Below are 16,628 nucleotides of genomic sequence, written 5' to 3'. Positions count from 1 at the left end.
AGAATGATATTTGGAAAAGTCTATTTTTACAGACTTTCGTTAATATCGTTCTGGCTGCGTTATTCATTATCGTAGAATAGTCAGTAAAGCAGAAGTTTCGGGGAGGGCATACAGAATAAGCAGATGCATTGGAATTTTCTTCATGAGCGAGCATAGCGTTTCCCCGGAGACCCTTGTCTGAACGAGCGCAGTGAGTGAGTTTGGGTCGCAGGGGAAACAATAGGCGGCGGAGCGAATGAAGTACAAAATTCCACCGCATCTGCGGTTCTGTAGGCCCTCCCCGGAACTTCGGACCCTTTCGTGCTATTCCCTTAAATTGTTATTTTACATAGAGATGCATACGCATATCCAATTATGGATAATATACAGATGTCGGACAAACTGATTTAATGAAATAAGACTGTGGCTACAGATATGGCGGCTACGGGATTTGGAAATCAGGGGGGACGGACATGATAAATTATGATCCGCTTTGGGAGACCATGAAAACGCGTGGTGTTTCCCAGTACCGGCTGATCAAGAATTATGGTGTCAGCTCCGGACAGATTAACCGACTAAAGAAAAACGCGTATGTATCCACGCATACGATTGAGATGCTATGCGAGATTTTGGGTTGCAGGGTGGAAGATATCATGCAGTATGAGAGAGAGGAAAATGAAGAGCAGGAATAGATAGAAAGAGAGCATGAAAGTGTTCTCTTTTTTGATATTGCAGGAAGGACAGTACATTTACTTTTTTTTCTACCTATGTTATAGTAGACAGGAATAAAACTCGCTTTTCTTTTGTAAGGAGCTGAGATAAAATACGTTTTCGCGTATTCTAAGGAGGATATATTGTTATGAAATTAGGTATCGTGGGTCTGCCGAACGTCGGCAAGAGTACCCTGTTCAACTCTCTGACCAAGGCTGGCGCAGAGTCTGCCAACTATCCGTTCTGTACCATTGACCCGAATGTGGGTGTGGTTGCAGTTCCGGATAACCGTCTGAAGCTGCTTGGGGATCTGTACCATTCCAAAAAGGTAACCCCGGCGGTTATTGAGTTTGTAGATATTGCAGGTCTGGTAAAGGGCGCTTCCAAGGGTGAGGGCCTGGGCAACCAGTTTCTGGCTAACATCCGTGAGGTAGATGCCATTGTTCATGTGGTACGCTGCTTTGAGGATCCGAATGTGATCCACGTAGAGGGCAGTGTAGATCCGATCCGTGATATTGAGACCATCAACCTGGAGCTGATCTTCTCTGATATCGAGATTCTGGAGCGCCGTATTGCAAAGACTTCCAAGTCTGCATTTAACGACAAGTCTCTGGCAAAAGAGGTTGAGGTTTTAAAAGAACTGAAGGCAATCCTGGAGGATGGCAAACTGGCTTCCACCTACGAGAATGATGACGAAGACGTTATGGCTTTTGTGAATTCTCTGAACCTGTTAACCTGCAAGCCGGTTATCTTCGCTGCCAACGTAGGTGAGGATGATCTGGCTGATGATGGTGCATCTAACCCTCATGTTGCAGCGGTCCGCAAATATGCTGCTGAGAATAACTGTGAGGTATTCGTGATCAGTGCTCAGATCGAGCAGGAAATCGCAGAGCTGGATGATGATGAGAAGCAGGAGTATTTAGAGGCACTGGGCCTGACGGAGTCCGGTCTGGACAAGCTGATCGCGGCAAGCTACCGCCTGCTGGGACTGATCAGTTATCTGACCTCCGGTGAGGATGAGACCCGTGCATGGACCATCAAGGTTGGCACCAAAGCTCCGCAGGCAGCCGGTAAGATCCACTCCGATTTCGAGCGAGGATTCATTCGTGCAGAGGTCGTAAACTACCAGGATCTGTTAGACTGCGGTACTTACGCAAAAGCAAAAGAGAAAGGTCTGGTTGGCCTGGAGGGAAAAGATTATGTTGTCAAAGATGGCGATGTGATCCTGTTCCGTTTCAATGTATAAATCTGCATAATAGCTTTCGAATGAAAAGAGCGTATGAATCTGCTGAATGATATGAGGATTCATACGCTCTTTTTATTTCATTCTGGCAAACGGAGAAAACTTCTGTTAGGACCGGCCAAGATAGCGGCTTACGCAATGGTTTGCCTCTGCGGTGATCTTCTCCTCGTCAACGCCGGTGAGGCGTCCTTCGCGGACAACGACTCTGCCGTTTACAACCGTGTAATCTACATTGCCTTTATATCCAACGGTGCCAAGCATGGAGCTGACATCAAACTGTGCTCCGGTCAGGGACAGGCGGTCCATGTTGATCAGGAAGAAGTCTGCGGCCATGCCTTCGGCAATCTGTCCAATGTCATCGCGTCCGAGGATCGATGCGCTTCCGCGGGTGGCAATCTTTAACATATCGTAGCCGGTCGGTGCGGCACTGCTGGAATTTAAGCGGTGGAGCAGGAAGCCGGTGCGCAACTCCTCGAGAAGATCAGAGCCATCGTTGCTGGCAGAACCGTCTACAGCCAGTCCGACACGGACACCGAGTTTTAACATCTCCGGGATGCGGGCAATGCCGGAAGAAAGCTTCATGTTGGAAATCGGGCAGTGGGCTACACCGGTTCCGGTTTCGGCCAGACGTTTTAACTCTGCATCATTAAAGTGGATGCCATGTGCGTACCAGACGTCCGGTCCGATCCAGCCAAGGCTTTCCATGTATTCCAGTGGGCGCATACCGAAGCGCTCCAGTGTATAATTTTCCTCGTCCTTTGTCTCAGCCAGATGGGTGTGCAGTCGCACATGGAGTTTGCGGGCCAGTTTTGCGGATTCTTTTAAGAGCTCAAAGGAGACGCTGAACGGGGAACACGGTGCCAGCGCAACCTGATGCATGCTGTAGCGGGATGCATCATGATATTTGCGTACCGCATCCTCGGAATCTTTCATGATCTCATCTACAGTCTGGACTACAGAATCTGGAGGAAGCCCTCCGTCCTTGACACTTAAGTCCATGCTGCCCCGGGTTGCGTGGAAACGCATGCCGAGGGCGTCGGCGGCAGCAAACTGGGAATCCAGAAGGTCCATGCCGGTGCCGGCCGGAAATACGTAGTGGTGGTCCAGACAACAGGTACATCCTGTTTTTAAAAGCTCGCCCATTCCGGTTAAAGAGCTGTAATAGACGGTATCCGGATTTAAATTCTTCCAGATTTCGTATAAAGTTTTAAGCCATGGGAATAATTCCATGTTCTGAACTTCGGGTAAGTTTCGACTGAATGTCTGATATAAGTGATGGTGGGTATTGATCAACCCAGGATACATCACCATATGAGACCCATCGATCACATCATCCGCTGTCTGGACGTCGGCTCCGATGGATTTGATGATTCCATCTTCGACAAAAACATTCACCTCCTTCAGTACGCGGTTATCATCGTCACAGGTAACCAGATACGTTATATTTTTGATCAGCAGTGTCATAAATAAATACCTCCTACATGACATACTCCCCCAGCCTTCTCAGATGCCGGGGGGAACCCCTGCATATGATATAAGTCTGGTATACTGCCTGATCAAGGCTATGTTTTAAACAGCTTATAATATGATATCAAGGTACATTTGTTTGTTACGCGTTTAACTTTAACATGGGAGTCCTGGAAAGACAATGTCAAAAAGCACAAAAAAGTTGATGAAAAAATATGAAAAATACACAAAGGAATAAGGATATGTGAGGGAAATGGAAAGAAAAACACAAAAAAGCTTCGGCTCCACACACCCAGGAACCGAAGCTTTTTTGTGTTATTTATAATATTCCAGTCTTATGATTAAGCCATTGCGTTTACAGCTTTAGAGAGGCGGGAAACCTTTCTGGAAGCGGTATTCTTGTGGTATACACCCTTGGTGCAAGCCTTATTGATCTCGGAAATAGCAGCAACTAAAGCGGTCTGTGCAGCAGCTTTATCAGCAGCGGTCACAGCAGCCTCTACCTTCTTGCAGGCAGTTTTTACTTTAGAACGGATTGCTTTGTTTCTTGCAGCCTTGGTCTCGTTTACTAAGATTCTCTTTTTAGCAGATTTAATGTTAGCCAATCTGGGCACCTCCAATTAAACAAATATGATTTATAGTCTTTGGTTTGCATCAAAGTCTGGACACGGACAGTTCAATGTAAACATACTATTGCATTCTACCTAATCCGGCACAAAATGTCAATACATAAATTGCGTATTTTTGCGAAAAAATAAGGGGAGTGCAGCAGAGAGAAAGCAAAAATACAGGAAACAGAAAATGCCGACAGGAAGGACAGAGAGGCTATGAGAAAGAAAGAGAGCGAATGGAAAAGACAGCTGCCGGGCGGTGCTCCGGATTTTGAAGTCCGTACAGATCTTGCAGTCGAGGAGGGGGAGCGCTTCCCGGGAGATGGCGGGGAGATTTCCGGTGTTTCACTGCGAAAATGGCGGGAAAGCAATTCGGATATCTGTATGACAGAGGTGAAGATCCTGAATGAGCATGGTGCCGGGATTATGGGAAAGCCGGTTGGCACTTATCTGACCCTGGAGGCAGATGCTCTGGCGAAACAGGATGAGAGCTATCATGAAGAGGTCTCCGGGGAGCTGGCAGGCTGTCTGCGTGCGCTTATCCGGCAGCTGACAGGAAAAAAGGAATCAGAATTGAAAATTTTGTCTGTGGGTCTCGGAAACGAGGATGTGACTCCCGATGCGTTAGGACCGAAGGTCCTTAAAAATCTGCAGATGACCCGGCATCTGCAGGGCGAATATGGGGAAGAGTTCTGTAAAGCGCACGGCCTTCCCGTGTTAAGCGGTATCGCTCCCGGAGTCCTGGCCCAGACCGGTATGGAGACAGCAGAGATTTTAAAGGGCGTGATACGAGAGACAAAACCCGATCTTCTGATCGCGGTAGATGCGCTGGCGGCCCGCAGCCTCCGGCGTCTTGGAACAACCATTCAGCTTACCGATACCGGAATCCATCCCGGCTCTGGCGTGGGCAATCACCGGCAGAGCCTGACAAAGGAAAGTCTGGGAGTTCCGGTACTGGCAGTCGGAGTACCGACGGTGGTGAGCGCAGCGGCCATTGTGTACGATACGGTTGATGCCATGACCGGGGCGTTAAAAAAGAACCGGGTGACACGCGGGCTCGGAAGGTATGTGGAAGGACTGGATCCGGAGGAACAGTATCATCTGATCCGGGAGCTTCTGGCACCGGAGTTTGGGAATCTCTATGTTACACCGCCGGACATGGATGAGCGGATCCGGAATCTGAGCTATACCATTTCAGAAGCCATCCATAAAGCTGTATTTTCCGAAAAAAACAGAAAACAGGATAATTGTTAACTAAAACACAAAAATAGTTGACAATCAAACCGGGGATTGCTATACTGGGATCGTTTTTAGCAGGAAATGCACAGGAGTGGAAGGGAGCAGAGAACATGAGGCAGGAACGGCTTATGATACTGGAAAAAGTACTTTCTGAACTGCCGGGGTACCTGGGGTGGATGATCGGATCATGTCGCTTTTCCTTTGGAAAAGAAGCGGGTGGGAACACACCCGGACAGATGCAGCACAGCTGTGACCTTACGGTGCTGCGTTCGGATGCCAGGCTTGCGGAGGTGGAGATCCGAAATCTGACAACAGAGGATCAGCTCCAGGTGATGCTTGTCAATGCAGCATCCGGAACGGAAACAGACCGAGAAACAACAGGAAAGCAGCATCGGGATATCAGGCTGCCATCATCGCAGAAAGAGAGCGAAGCATTTCTTGTGACACGGGAGGCAATTGATACTTATCTGAAGGAATCCCGGGATGGGAATCTCATCCATCGTGGGGAAGCGGCAGTCGTTCCCGGATTTCTTATGGTCAACCGGCTCCTGGAAGGATATGGTGGCTGTGACGCGGCATCCGTCCGTTTTTATCTCCCTCTCCGGTGCGGGGAAAAGGCAAGACTGGTGGAACAGAAAACAGGAGAGCATAGCCGGACTGTAGAGCTTTTCACAGACCGGGGACGCATCCTGCAGATGAAGCTGCAGGAGAAGAACGAAGGAGGAACAGAATGATGAATACGGCAACAAGAACAGCAGCAAAGAAAGAAACGATCTGGAGTACATTCGGAATTACAACCATGGCACTGATGACGACCATGCTGATCGTTTCTACCTACATAAAGATCCCGCTCCCATTTTCCTCTGCCAGCATTACGGCGCAGACGCTGGTGGTTAATCTGATCGGTATGCTGTTTGCTCCGCTTCAGATTGTGGCAATTATGGTGAGCTGGCTTCTCTTGAGCGTGATGGGGATCGGTGGTTCTCTTGGAAAGCTTCTTGGACCGGCCGGAGGATATCGCTACGGCAATGCAGTGGCAGCGATCCTGATCGCACTGTTCTGCCGCAAGGTAAAGAATTTAAAGGCCCAGACCGCGTTTCTGATCTTTGTGGGAATTCCGGTCATTTACCTGTTTGGCGCAGTTCAGATGAAGGTTGTGACAAAACAGCCGTGGCCGGCCATCATGGTACAGGCGGTGCTTCCGTTTATTCCGCTGGATGTTGTAAAGTGTTTTGTGGCAGCCGGCCTCGCAAAGATCCTGCGCCGTGTTGTGCCGCAGTTTTAAAGTATGTAAATGGAGAATGGGCATGGAAAAGGTTTGGATCCTTGGAGGAATGCGAAGCTTTATCGGTGTGAAGGACCGGATGTACCGGAATGTACCTGCGGAGGTCCTGGGGGCGGAGGTGCTCAGGGCTGTCATCAGAAAATACCGGCTTGCGGAGCAGGATATTGATTTTATCCTTGGAGGAAACGCGGTGGGCGGGGGTGGAAATATGACCCGCCTTGCGGCCCTGACTGCAGGAATTGACCGGGAGGTTCCGGCTGTGACTCTGGATCTGCAGTGTGGTTCCGCCCTGGAGGCAGTCACACAGGCAGCAGCAAAGATCGAGAGTGGTCTGGCAGAACTGGTGCTTGCCGGCGGACTGGAAAGCTCATCCACCCAGCCACTCAGAATGTGGAATCCGAACCATCCGGATTATGAGAAGGATAAGGTCTGGACGGTCGCACGGTTTGCTCCCGGACAGCATGGAGAGCAGATCATGCTGGAGGGAGCAGAGCGCACTGCGATATCGGAACACGTGACAAAAGAAGAACAGGATTTCTGGGTACTGGAGAGCCACCATCGGGCAGCAAAGGCTGCGCAGGAGGGCCTTTTATCGGACATCCAGGTTTCAGTGGCGGGAAGCTGTAAGGATGAGGGAATCCGTGCTTCCATGAGCCAGAAGCTGATGGACCGTCTGCCGTATCTTCTGCCGGGCGGTTGCGCAATCAACGCAGCCAATGCCTGTCTGATGCATGATGGCGCGGCTTTTGTGGCACTCTGTTCGGAGGAGTATGGAAAACGTCATAACCTGATTCCGGCGGCGGTGCTGCGTTTTGGGACCGCTGTGGGCGGCGACCCGCTCATGAGTCCGAAAACAGCAGTTCTGGCAGTGGAAAAGCTGTTGAAAAAGACCGGACTTATTTATGACCAGGTGGATGCTTTTGAGGTGAATGAAGCCTTTGCGGTGATCGATGTACTGTTTGACCGGGCTTTTCCGGGAATGCGGGAACGCTACAACCGGTTTGGAGGCGCGCTGGCCTATGGACATCCTTATGGAGCTTCAGGAGCACTGCTTATCCTGCATCTTTTAAAATCCCTGGAATCCTGCGGAGGGCATTATGGCATCTGTGCTGCAGCGGCAGCCGGAGGCATTGGCAGCGCAATTTTGCTGGAACGCAGATAAAGCCGGCAGACCTGGAAGAAGGAAAAGTAAATGATGAAAAATTATCTGGAAATGGTGCAGTCGGTGGAGCGGGACCGGGAGGCCTTGGTTTTTTCTGACCATGTTTATACCTACGGAAATCTTGTGGATCTGGCGTTGGAACAACAAAGGCGGTTCCGCTTGGAGGGAGGGAAACAACAGCTTGCTGTAATCCGGAAAACCTCCATTCTGGAGCAGCTTGTGTCGTTTCTGGCCTGTCAGGGAACCGGGGCGGTGCCGCTTATTGTTCCGGCGGATACCGCAGTGCCGGATGCTTTTTTTGAGGCAGAAATTCCGGACAATGCCTGCATGGCGGTCATGACATCCGGAACAACCGGCAACGGAAAGCTTTTGTTCCGAACATTTGAGAGCTGGTATGGATATTTTGAAACCCAGAACCGGATTTTTGACATAAGCGGAGAAAGCCGTCTGTTTGCGCAGGGAAGCCTGGCATTTACCGGGAATCTGAACCTGTATCTGGCGCAGCTTTCTGCAGGAGCTGCAGTGATTGCCTGTGATCTGTTTGATCCGAGACTCTGGAAGCATCAGCTGGAAGCATACCGGGCAGATGGAATCTACCTGATCCCGGCAAAGCTGCGTGCGCTAAAGCAGGTGTATGAGCGGGAGCGTGAGCCGGAAAAACAGACAAACCGGCATGTCAGGCTGGTCCTGAGCGGCTCCCAGAGCTTTGGCGGCACAGAGGCGCAGGCAGTTCAGCGTATATTCCCGGAGGCGGATCTGATCCTGTATTACGGTGCAAGCGAACTGAACTATGTAAGCTATGTCCATGGCCGGGATATGGGGGAGGATAAAACCCTGATCGGCAGAAATTTCCCGGGTGTAGACATCTGCCTGAAGGATGGCAGGATCCATGTGACAACGCCATACGGAGTGGTGGGGGCTGGCGCGGATACCTTCGTGGGGGACTATGGCCACTGGGATGAAAATGGAAATCTTTATTTTGATGGCCGCAGAGATGATATCTGTAATATTAATGGAAGGAAAGTTTCATCCATCCGGGTGGAAAATGCGCTGTTGGATGTGCCGGAGGTGAAGGAGGCAGCGGTCAAAGCAGATTCCCGGGGCGATCATGATATGCTGACGGCCTGGGTGGTCCTGGAGCCGCTGATGATCGGAGCAGGTACAAAAGCAGAGCGGCAGCAGGAGGAACAGGAGATGAAGCGAAGACTGCGTGCGCAGCTGGCCGGACGACTCTCTGCCGGTGAGATCCCGCAGGAAATCAGATTTCTGGAAACGCTCCCAAAGAATGAGAGCGGAAAAGTCCGGAAACGCGATCTGATATAGAAATACAAAAAAATACAGACTATTGGTAACTTGTAATGCCGCGGATTCTATGTTATATTGATATCCGTGGCATTTTGTCAATTTTTAGCGCTTGCTATTAGAAAAGAGAACGTATTTATGTTACAGTATCTGATCGTATGCCCGCTGGTGTTTCTGGCGGGATTTGTTGACTCCATAGCAGGAGGTGGAGGACTGATCTCTCTTCCGGCCTATATCATTGCCGGGGTTCCGGCTCATTTCGCCATTGGAACCAATAAACTATCATCAACTCTCGGAACCAGCATATCCACCTGGCGGTATCTGAAACAGGGATATCTGAAGGGAAAACAGCTGATTCTGCCAGTCGTGTGTGCCTGCTTTACGGCTCTGGCCGGCTCCTATCTTGGCTCCAGCTTTTCCATGATGGTAAGCGATACGGTGCTAAAGCATATGATGATGGTGGTGCTCCCGATCGTGGCATTTTATGTGCTTCGCAATAAGAACATGGGGGCGGAAACGGAGCAGCAGGCGCTGCCGGTCAGGGCTATGCTTTGTATCAGTATGGCGGTAGCCTTTGTGATCGGTATGTATGATGGCTTTTACGGACCTGGAACCGGTACGTTTTATCTTCTCATTCTGACCGGAATTGCGCATTTGAATGTGCATCAGGCATCGGCTATGACAAAGATACTGAATCTGACGTCAAATCTGGTGGCATTGATCAATTTCCTGCTTAACGGAACGGCCTATTACGGCCTGGGAATGGCAGCGGCCGTGTTCTGTATTGCCGGAAATTATATCGGCTCCGGTCTTGTAGTGAGCAACGGACAGAAGATCGTCCGTCCGCTGATTCTGATTGTACTGGTTATTTTGTTTGTCAAAATTGTAACAGGAATCTGACAGGAAAGACATTTATATAAAGAAAAAAGGAGAGTATCTATGAAGTGGACCAAATTTACCTTAAAGACCACGACGGAGGCCGTTGACCTGATCAGCAGCATGCTGGACGAGATCGGCATTGAGGGAATTGAGATCGAGGATAACGTACCACTGTCTGACGCAGACACCAAGGGGATGTTCATCGACATTCTTCCGGAGCTTCCGCCGGATGACGGTACCGCGAAGGTAAGCTTTTATGTGGAAGATTTAAGCAACCTGGAGAATATCATGCATCAGGTCAATGCAGGACTCGATGAGATCGCAGAGTTTGTGAATGTGGGTGAGCGCACCTTAAGCGTATCCGAAACGGAGGACAAGGACTGGATCAATAACTGGAAGCAGTACTTCAAGCCCTTTACCGTTGATGATATCCTGATTAAACCAACCTGGGAAACGATCCCGGAGGAGCATAAGGACAAGCTGCTCATTCAGATCGATCCAGGTACCGCGTTTGGTACCGGCATGCATGAGACTACACAGTTGTGTATCCGTCAGCTTCGTAAGTATGTGAATGCGGATTCTGAAATCATCGACGTGGGAACCGGAAGCGGCATTCTCGGCATCGCAGCTTTAAAGCTGGGCGCAAAGAGCGTGTTTGGTACTGATCTGGACGAGAACGCTATTGTGGCTGTAGGTGAGAATCTGGAATCCAACCATATTCCGGCAGACCGTTTCCATGTGGTCCAGGGTAATATCATTGATGACAAGGCAGTTCAGGACGAGGCCGGATATGAGTGCTATGACATCGCGGTAGCCAATATTCTGGCACCGGTTATCATCATGCTGCAGGGCGAGATCTGCAGACACATCAAGCATGGTGGTATGTTCATCACCTCCGGCATCATAAATACCAAGGAGCAGGATGTCAAAGATGCCATGAACGCCAATCCGGAGCTTGAGATCGTGGAGACCACTTACCAGGGCGACTGGGTATCGATCACCGCCCGCAGAAAATAAGGAGCAGAAGCGTGTATCATTTTTTTGTAACACCGGCGCAGATCGCGGACGGTTATGCCGTGATCACCGGTCAGGACGTGAATCATATCCGCAATGTCCTGCGGATGAAGGCAGGAGAGCAGGTGGGGATCCGTGATGGCATTTCCCGCAGCTACATCTGTGAACTGGAGAACATCGGAGGGGAGGAAATCCGGGCCAGAATCCTGGAGGAGGACACTAACTTAAGTGAGCTTCCTGCAGAGCTGTATCTGTTTCAGGGCCTGCCAAAGAGTGATAAGATGGAGCTTATCATTCAGAAAGCCGTGGAGCTGGGCGTGCATGAGGTTATTCCGGTGGCAACCCGCCGGGCCGTGGTAAAGCTGGACCGGAAAAAAGAAGAATCCAAGTTAAAACGCTGGAATACCATTGCGGAGAGTGCGGCCAAGCAGTCCGGCCGTATGATGATCCCCCAGGTTCACAGTGTGCTGACAATGAAGGAAGCGTTTGCCTATGCAAAAGGCTTCGAGGTAAATCTGATCCCGTATGAACTGGCAGAGGGCATGAAAGAGACCAGGGCTATTCTGGAACAGGTTAAGCCCGGTATGCGTGTGGGAATCTTTATCGGGCCGGAAGGCGGATTTGATGTAGAAGAAGTGGAGTCAGCTATGGCGGAAGGCATTCATCCCATTACCCTGGGCCGGCGCATCCTGCGGACCGAGACTGCAGGCATGACCATGCTTTCCATCCTGATGTTCCAGCTAGAGCAGTAAATTACGATAGGAGATAGAATGGAAGCATATTTTGATAATTCAGCAACCACAAGAGTTCTGGACAGCGTGAAGGATATTGTGGTAAAAACAATGACAGAGGACTATGGCAATCCGGCTTCCAAGCACCGCAAGGGCATGGAAGCAGAGCAGTATATCCGCGAGGCAAGAAAAATCATCGCGGACAGCATGAAGGTACAGGAAAAGGAAATCCTGTTTACCTCCGGCGGCTCTGAGTCCAACAATATGGCTCTGATCGGTACGGCATGGGCAAATCAGAGAGCCGGTAAGCATATCATCAGCACGGCAATTGAGCATCCGTCTGTATACAATCCGCTGGGCGTGCTGGAAGAGCTTGGCTTTGAAGTGACCATTCTTCCGGTAGACCATGACGGGCACATCAGCCTGAAGGAACTTGAAGAGGCAATCCGTCCGGACACCATTCTGGTTTCTACCATGTATGTAAACAATGAGGTGGGCGCTGTGGAGCCGGTAGAGGAAATCTCCAGGGTCATCAAGGCAAAGAATCCGTCTGCGCTGTACCATGTGGATGCCATTCAGGCATACGGAAAATATGTGATCCGTCCGAAAAAGCAGGGTATTGACCTGCTTTCTGTCAGCAGCCATAAGATTCACGGACCGAAGGGAGTTGGATTTTTATACATCCGGAGTGGCGTGAAGATTAAACCTCTGATCTATGGAGGCGGCCAGCAGGCCGGCATGCGTTCCGGTACCGAGAATGTTCCGGGTGTGGCAGGGTTCGGAGCTGCCGTAAAGGAGATGTACACGGACCATGCGGAAAAGATACAGAAGCTGATCGGGCTGAAGGATTACATGACCGATCGTCTTGGAGAAATCGAAGGAACCGTGATCAACAGCAAAAAGGGAGAGGCAAGTGCACCGCAGATCGTCAGTGTCAGCTTTGAGGGTGTGCGCAGTGAGGTGCTGCTGCACGCACTGGAAGATAAAGGTATTTATGTTTCTTCCGGTTCTGCGTGTTCCTCAAACCATCCGGGCATCAGCGGAACCTTAAAGGGAATCGGTGTGGCCCAGAAACTTCTGGATTCCACCATTCGCATAAGCTTTAGCATCTTCAACACGAAAGAAGAAGTTGATTACACCATTGATGTATTAAAGGAGCTGGTTCCGGTCCTGCGCCGTTACCAGAGAGGTTAAGAAAGGATAAAAGGGAAAATATGGTATATCAGTCATTTTTGATTAAGTACGCAGAAATCGGTACCAAGGGAAAAAACCGTTACCTTTTTGAGGACGCGCTGATCAAGCAGATCAAGAACGCGCTGAAAAAGGTGGAGGGTTCCTTTATCGCTTCCAAGGAGTCCGGCCGTATTTACGTGCAGGCTCTCAGCGAGTATGATTACGATGAGGTGATCGAGGCTTTGAAGCAGGTTTTCGGCATTGCATGGATCTGTCCGATGATGCAGCTTGAGGATAAGGATTATGAAAACCTGAAGAAGGTCGTTGTGGATTACATCGACCAGGTTTACCCGGATAAGCACTTCACCTTTAAGGTGGATTCCAGACGTGCGGATAAGAACTATCCGGTCCGTTCCGAGCAGATGAACTGTGACTTTGGTGAGGTGATCTTAAACGCCTTCCCGGAGACTTCTGTAGATGTGCATCATCCGGATGTTCTGGTGCATGTGGAGATCCGTAAGGTTGTTAATATTTACTCTCTGATGATCCCGGGCCCGGGCGGTATGCCGGTTGGAACCAACGGAAAGGCAACGCTGCTCTTATCCGGTGGTATTGACAGCCCGGTGGCAGGCTACATGATCGCAAAGCGCGGTGTCAAGATTGATGCAGTTTACTTCCATGCTCCGCCATACACAAGCGACCGCGCAAAGCAGAAGGTTGTGGATCTGGCCAAGCTGGTTGCACGCTATTCCGGCCCGATTCCGCTTCATGTCGTAAACTTTACCGATATCCAGCTCTACATTTACGAGCAGTGTCCGCATGAGGAGCTTACCATCATTATGCGCCGTTACATGATGAAGATTGCGGAGGAAATCGCGAAGAAGAGTGATTCCCTGGCTCTTATCACCGGCGAGAGCATCGGTCAGGTGGCATCTCAGACGGTTCAGTCCCTGGCAGCGACCAACGAGGTCTGCACTATGCCGGTATTCCGTCCTCTGATCGGCTTTGACAAGCAGGAGATCATTGACATTTCCGAGAAGATCGGAACATTTGAGACTTCGATTCAGCCGTTTGAGGACTGCTGCACCATTTTCGTGGCAAAGCATCCGGTAACAAAGCCGAACTTAAATATCATCCACAAATCGGAGACCAAGCTGGAAGAGAAGATCGACGAGATGGTCAGGACAGCATTGGAGACCGAGGAAGTCATCTGGTGCGATTAAGCTTTTGAAATGAAAAAAAGGATACTCCGATTGGAGTATCCTTATTAAAAATCATAGAAACGATTGTTTATTTGATGATGTATGGGGAAAGTGTCTCCAGAATCTCATCGATACCAGCCTCAGCGTGGATGTTTAAGTCGATCGGCTTGGAAAGATCCAGGCTGAAGATACCCATGATGGATTTTGCATCGATGACATATCTGCCGGATACGAGATCAAAGTCAACATCGAATTTGGTTAAGTCGTTTACGAAAGACTTTACTTTATCAATAGAATTTAAAGAAATACGAACTGTTTTCATGTGAGAAACCTCCTTAAATGGTTACCTTTTTAATCTTGGCGTATGGATGAAAAACTCTTTCGCCTTATGATAAATTTTACAAAGATATCGGGGGAAAGTCAATAGGGAGTTTCCATGAAAACAGGTTAAATGTATGTTAGAAATTAAGGAGAAAAAATATGAGAACGGCAGCATTGCATAATCTGGGCTGTAAAGTGAATTCCTACGAAACGGAAGCCATGCAGCAGCTTCTGGAAGAGGCCGGATATGAGATCGTGTCCTTCCACGAAAAAGCCGATGTTTATATTATCAATACCTGCTCAGTGACCAATATCGCGGACCGTAAGTCCAGACAGATGCTGCATCGGGCAAAAAAACAGAATCCGGAGGCGGTCGTAGTTGCTGCCGGCTGTTATGTCCAGTCTGCAGCAGAGGAGCTGAAAGCGGATCTGGCGGTAGATGTCATCATCGGAAACAACAAAAAGCAGGATCTGGTTCCGATCCTGGAAGAGTATTTTAAAGACCGTACGGACAGCAGCCATGTGATCGAGATCAATGAGACTCATGAGTACGAGCGCCTTTCCATTCATAAAATAGCCGATCATACACGCGCATTCTTAAAGGTTCAGGATGGATGCAACCAGTTCTGCAGCTACTGCATCATCCCCTATACCCGCGGACGTGTCCGCAGCCGCAGACCGGAGGAGGTTGTGGCAGAGGTGCGGGAACTTGCGGCAGCAGGCTATCAGGAGGTTGTCCTGACAGGGATTCACTTAAGCTCCTACGGTGTGGATTTTAAGGAAGAAGAGAATGAGAACCTGTTAAGCCTGATCCGGCAGGTACATGAGGTGGAGGGAATCCACCGCATCCGCCTGGGATCCCTGGAGCCGCGCATCATTACCGATGATTTCGCAAAGGCGCTGGCTTCCATGCCGAAGTTCTGCCCGCATTTTCATCTGTCCTTACAGAGTGGCTGTGATGAAACCTTAAAGCGGATGAACCGCCATTACACTACGGAGGAATATGCAGCAGGCTGCGATATCCTGCGCAGATATTTTGACAATCCGGCAATCACCACGGACGTGATCGTGGGCTTTCCGGGTGAGACTGAGGAAGAGTTTGAAGCGACAAAGGCATTTTTAGAGCGGATCGGCTTCTACGAGATGCACATCTTCAAGTACTCCAGACGCGCCGGAACACGTGCGGACCGCATGCCGGAGCAGGTGCCGGAGCAGATAAAAAATGTTCGCAGTGAGGCACTGCTATTGCTGGAAAAACAGATGTCAAAGGCCTACCGCGAGAGCTTCCTAGGCAAGAAAAAAACGGTGCTTCTGGAAGAAAAAACCGAGATCGGAGGCCGTGCGTACATGATCGGCCATACCATGGAATATGTAAAAGCTGTGGTCCCATATGCGGATGATCTGAAAAATAAAATGACCGAAGGTGTCCTGAAAGAGGCATTAAATGATGAAGTCCTCTTACTTGACGAATCCTGGAAAGTAGTATAGAATATAAAAGAATAGTTAAAGGACGTGAAGAACATGGGCGAAATTCATAACACACAGTTTTTTAAAGCAGTACAGGAGAACAAAATGGATGTCAGCCAGGTTTTGGAACAGGTGTATGTGGCGCTGACGGAGAAAGGTTATAATCCGGTAAACCAGATCGTAGGATATATTATGTCCGGAGACCCGACCTATATTACCAGCCATAAGGGCGCCAGAAGCCTGATCATGAAGGTAGAACGTGATGAAATTCTGGAAGAACTGATGTCTGTTTACATTGACGCAAGGTTAAAGTAACAAGCCTGTGCAGATATAACGAAAGATGCCTGCCAGCCATATCCGTCCGGAGAGGCTGGCAGTTTTGTGTTACCATGTATCAAAGCAAAGGAAATATTTTATGAGAATTTTAGGACTGGACTATGGCTCCAAAACAGTAGGGGTAGCAGTCTGCGATCCGCTGGGCATGACCGCCCAGGGGGTGGAGACCATTACCCGGAAAGAGGAGAATAAACTGCGCAAGACTCTTGCCCGGATCGAGGCTCTGGTGGAAGAATACCAGGTTGAAACCATCGTTTTGGGATATCCTAAAAATATGGATGATTCTATTGGGGAACGTGCACAGAAAACGGAAGAATTTCGCGATATGCTGGTACGCAGGACCGGTCTGCCGGTCGTTCTGTGGGACGAGCGCCTGACAACTATTGAAGCAAATGAGATTCTGATAGAAAGCGGAGTACGCAGAGAAGACCGGAAAAAGGTGATCGACAAGATTGCGGCAACCCTGATCCTGCAGTCTTATCTGGGCTCCCTGAAGTAAATGGACA

At 49.6% G+C, this 16,628-nt stretch carries 18 protein-coding genes; 15 read left to right on the top strand and 3 right to left on the bottom strand.

Going from position 1 to position 16,628, the window contains the following annotated elements:
- The first annotated feature begins 452 nt into the window (after positions 1–452).
- A complete protein-coding gene (locus tag ACMP1L_RS01385; RefSeq protein WP_118534045.1) occupies positions 453–671 on the top strand; it encodes a helix-turn-helix domain-containing protein in 219 nt (72 codons plus the stop codon).
- 167 nt (positions 672–838) lie between these two features.
- Entirely contained in the window at positions 839–1,936 is a 1,098-nt protein-coding gene (ychF, locus tag ACMP1L_RS01380; RefSeq protein WP_177304144.1) for a redox-regulated ATPase YchF, read from the top strand.
- A gap of 105 nt (positions 1,937–2,041) precedes the next feature.
- Here the strand turns inward: ychF and ACMP1L_RS01375 are convergent, their stop codons facing one another.
- Both ACMP1L_RS01375 and rpsT read right to left on the bottom strand, forming a co-directional pair.
- Complete coding sequence (locus ACMP1L_RS01375) at positions 2,042–3,397, bottom strand: 8-oxoguanine deaminase (RefSeq protein ID WP_418451795.1); 1,356 nt, start codon at positions 3,395–3,397, stop codon at positions 2,042–2,044.
- A gap of 344 nt (positions 3,398–3,741) precedes the next feature.
- A complete protein-coding gene (rpsT, locus tag ACMP1L_RS01370) occupies positions 3,742–4,005 on the bottom strand; it encodes a 30S ribosomal protein S20 (protein ID WP_118733677.1) in 264 nt (87 codons plus the stop codon).
- Between the two features lie 222 nt (positions 4,006–4,227).
- Between rpsT and gpr the strand changes: the two genes are divergently transcribed.
- From gpr to thiI, 10 genes are all read left to right on the top strand, one after another.
- Positions 4,228–5,265 carry a GPR endopeptidase gene (gene gpr / locus ACMP1L_RS01365; RefSeq protein WP_118733676.1) on the top strand — a complete coding sequence of 346 codons (1,038 nt, stop codon included), beginning with the start codon at positions 4,228–4,230 and terminating at the stop codon, positions 5,263–5,265.
- Between the two features lie 95 nt (positions 5,266–5,360).
- Positions 5,361–5,984, top strand: a complete 624-nt coding sequence (locus ACMP1L_RS01360) for a hypothetical protein (protein WP_418451794.1) — start codon at positions 5,361–5,363, stop codon at positions 5,982–5,984.
- Entirely contained in the window at positions 5,981–6,535 is a 555-nt protein-coding gene (locus ACMP1L_RS01355; protein WP_177304148.1) for a biotin transporter BioY, read from the top strand. Before ACMP1L_RS01360 ends, ACMP1L_RS01355 begins: the two co-directional genes overlap by 4 nt.
- 22 nt (positions 6,536–6,557) lie before the next feature.
- A complete protein-coding gene (locus tag ACMP1L_RS01350; protein ID WP_373245160.1) occupies positions 6,558–7,697 on the top strand; it encodes a thiolase family protein in 1,140 nt (379 codons plus the stop codon).
- 30 nt (positions 7,698–7,727) lie between these two features.
- Positions 7,728–9,020 carry an AMP-binding protein gene (locus ACMP1L_RS01345; RefSeq protein WP_418451792.1) on the top strand — a complete coding sequence of 431 codons (1,293 nt, stop codon included), beginning with the start codon at positions 7,728–7,730 and terminating at the stop codon, positions 9,018–9,020.
- Positions 9,021–9,137: 117 nt separating this feature from the next.
- Positions 9,138–9,899, top strand: a complete 762-nt coding sequence (locus ACMP1L_RS01340; protein ID WP_118733671.1) for a sulfite exporter TauE/SafE family protein — start codon at positions 9,138–9,140, stop codon at positions 9,897–9,899.
- Positions 9,900–9,938: 39 nt separating this feature from the next.
- Positions 9,939–10,895: a 50S ribosomal protein L11 methyltransferase gene (gene prmA / locus ACMP1L_RS01335; RefSeq protein WP_118733670.1), complete on the top strand. Its 957-nt coding sequence runs from the start codon at positions 9,939–9,941 to the stop codon at positions 10,893–10,895.
- A gap of 11 nt (positions 10,896–10,906) precedes the next feature.
- Positions 10,907–11,644: a 16S rRNA (uracil(1498)-N(3))-methyltransferase gene (locus tag ACMP1L_RS01330; RefSeq protein WP_418451790.1), complete on the top strand. Its 738-nt coding sequence runs from the start codon at positions 10,907–10,909 to the stop codon at positions 11,642–11,644.
- 18 nt (positions 11,645–11,662) lie between these two features.
- Positions 11,663–12,817 carry a cysteine desulfurase family protein gene (locus ACMP1L_RS01325; RefSeq protein ID WP_418451789.1) on the top strand — a complete coding sequence of 385 codons (1,155 nt, stop codon included), beginning with the start codon at positions 11,663–11,665 and terminating at the stop codon, positions 12,815–12,817.
- A 20-nt stretch (positions 12,818–12,837) separates the two neighbouring features.
- Complete coding sequence (thiI, locus tag ACMP1L_RS01320; protein ID WP_418451787.1) at positions 12,838–14,019, top strand: tRNA uracil 4-sulfurtransferase ThiI; 1,182 nt, start codon at positions 12,838–12,840, stop codon at positions 14,017–14,019.
- A gap of 67 nt (positions 14,020–14,086) precedes the next feature.
- Here thiI and ACMP1L_RS01315 read toward each other — a convergent pair whose 3' ends face one another.
- Positions 14,087–14,320 carry an HPr family phosphocarrier protein gene (locus tag ACMP1L_RS01315; RefSeq protein WP_118534028.1) on the bottom strand — a complete coding sequence of 78 codons (234 nt, stop codon included), beginning with the start codon at positions 14,318–14,320 and terminating at the stop codon, positions 14,087–14,089.
- A 158-nt stretch (positions 14,321–14,478) separates the two neighbouring features.
- Between ACMP1L_RS01315 and mtaB the strand changes: the two genes are divergently transcribed.
- The 3 genes from mtaB (at position 14,479) to ruvX (ending at position 16,621) form a co-directional block, all read left to right on the top strand.
- Positions 14,479–15,807 carry a tRNA (N(6)-L-threonylcarbamoyladenosine(37)-C(2))-methylthiotransferase MtaB gene (mtaB, locus tag ACMP1L_RS01310; RefSeq protein ID WP_418451785.1) on the top strand — a complete coding sequence of 443 codons (1,329 nt, stop codon included), beginning with the start codon at positions 14,479–14,481 and terminating at the stop codon, positions 15,805–15,807.
- Between the two features lie 33 nt (positions 15,808–15,840).
- On the top strand, positions 15,841–16,101 hold the full coding sequence (locus ACMP1L_RS01305; RefSeq protein WP_118534026.1) for an IreB family regulatory phosphoprotein: 261 nt from the start codon (positions 15,841–15,843) through the stop codon (positions 16,099–16,101).
- 100 nt (positions 16,102–16,201) lie between these two features.
- The gene (ruvX, locus tag ACMP1L_RS01300; RefSeq protein ID WP_118733665.1) at positions 16,202–16,621 is read left to right on the top strand and encodes a Holliday junction resolvase RuvX; all 420 of its coding nucleotides are present in this window, start codon (positions 16,202–16,204) and stop codon (positions 16,619–16,621) included.
- Positions 16,622–16,628 lie beyond the last annotated feature (7 nt).

The organism is Ventrimonas sp., assembly GCF_048380235.1.
Lineage (GTDB): Bacteria > Bacillota > Clostridia > Lachnospirales > Lachnospiraceae > Brotaphodocola.
The sequence above is the reverse complement of the archived record's forward strand: the minus strand, read 5'-3'. Positions and strand labels throughout refer to the sequence as shown.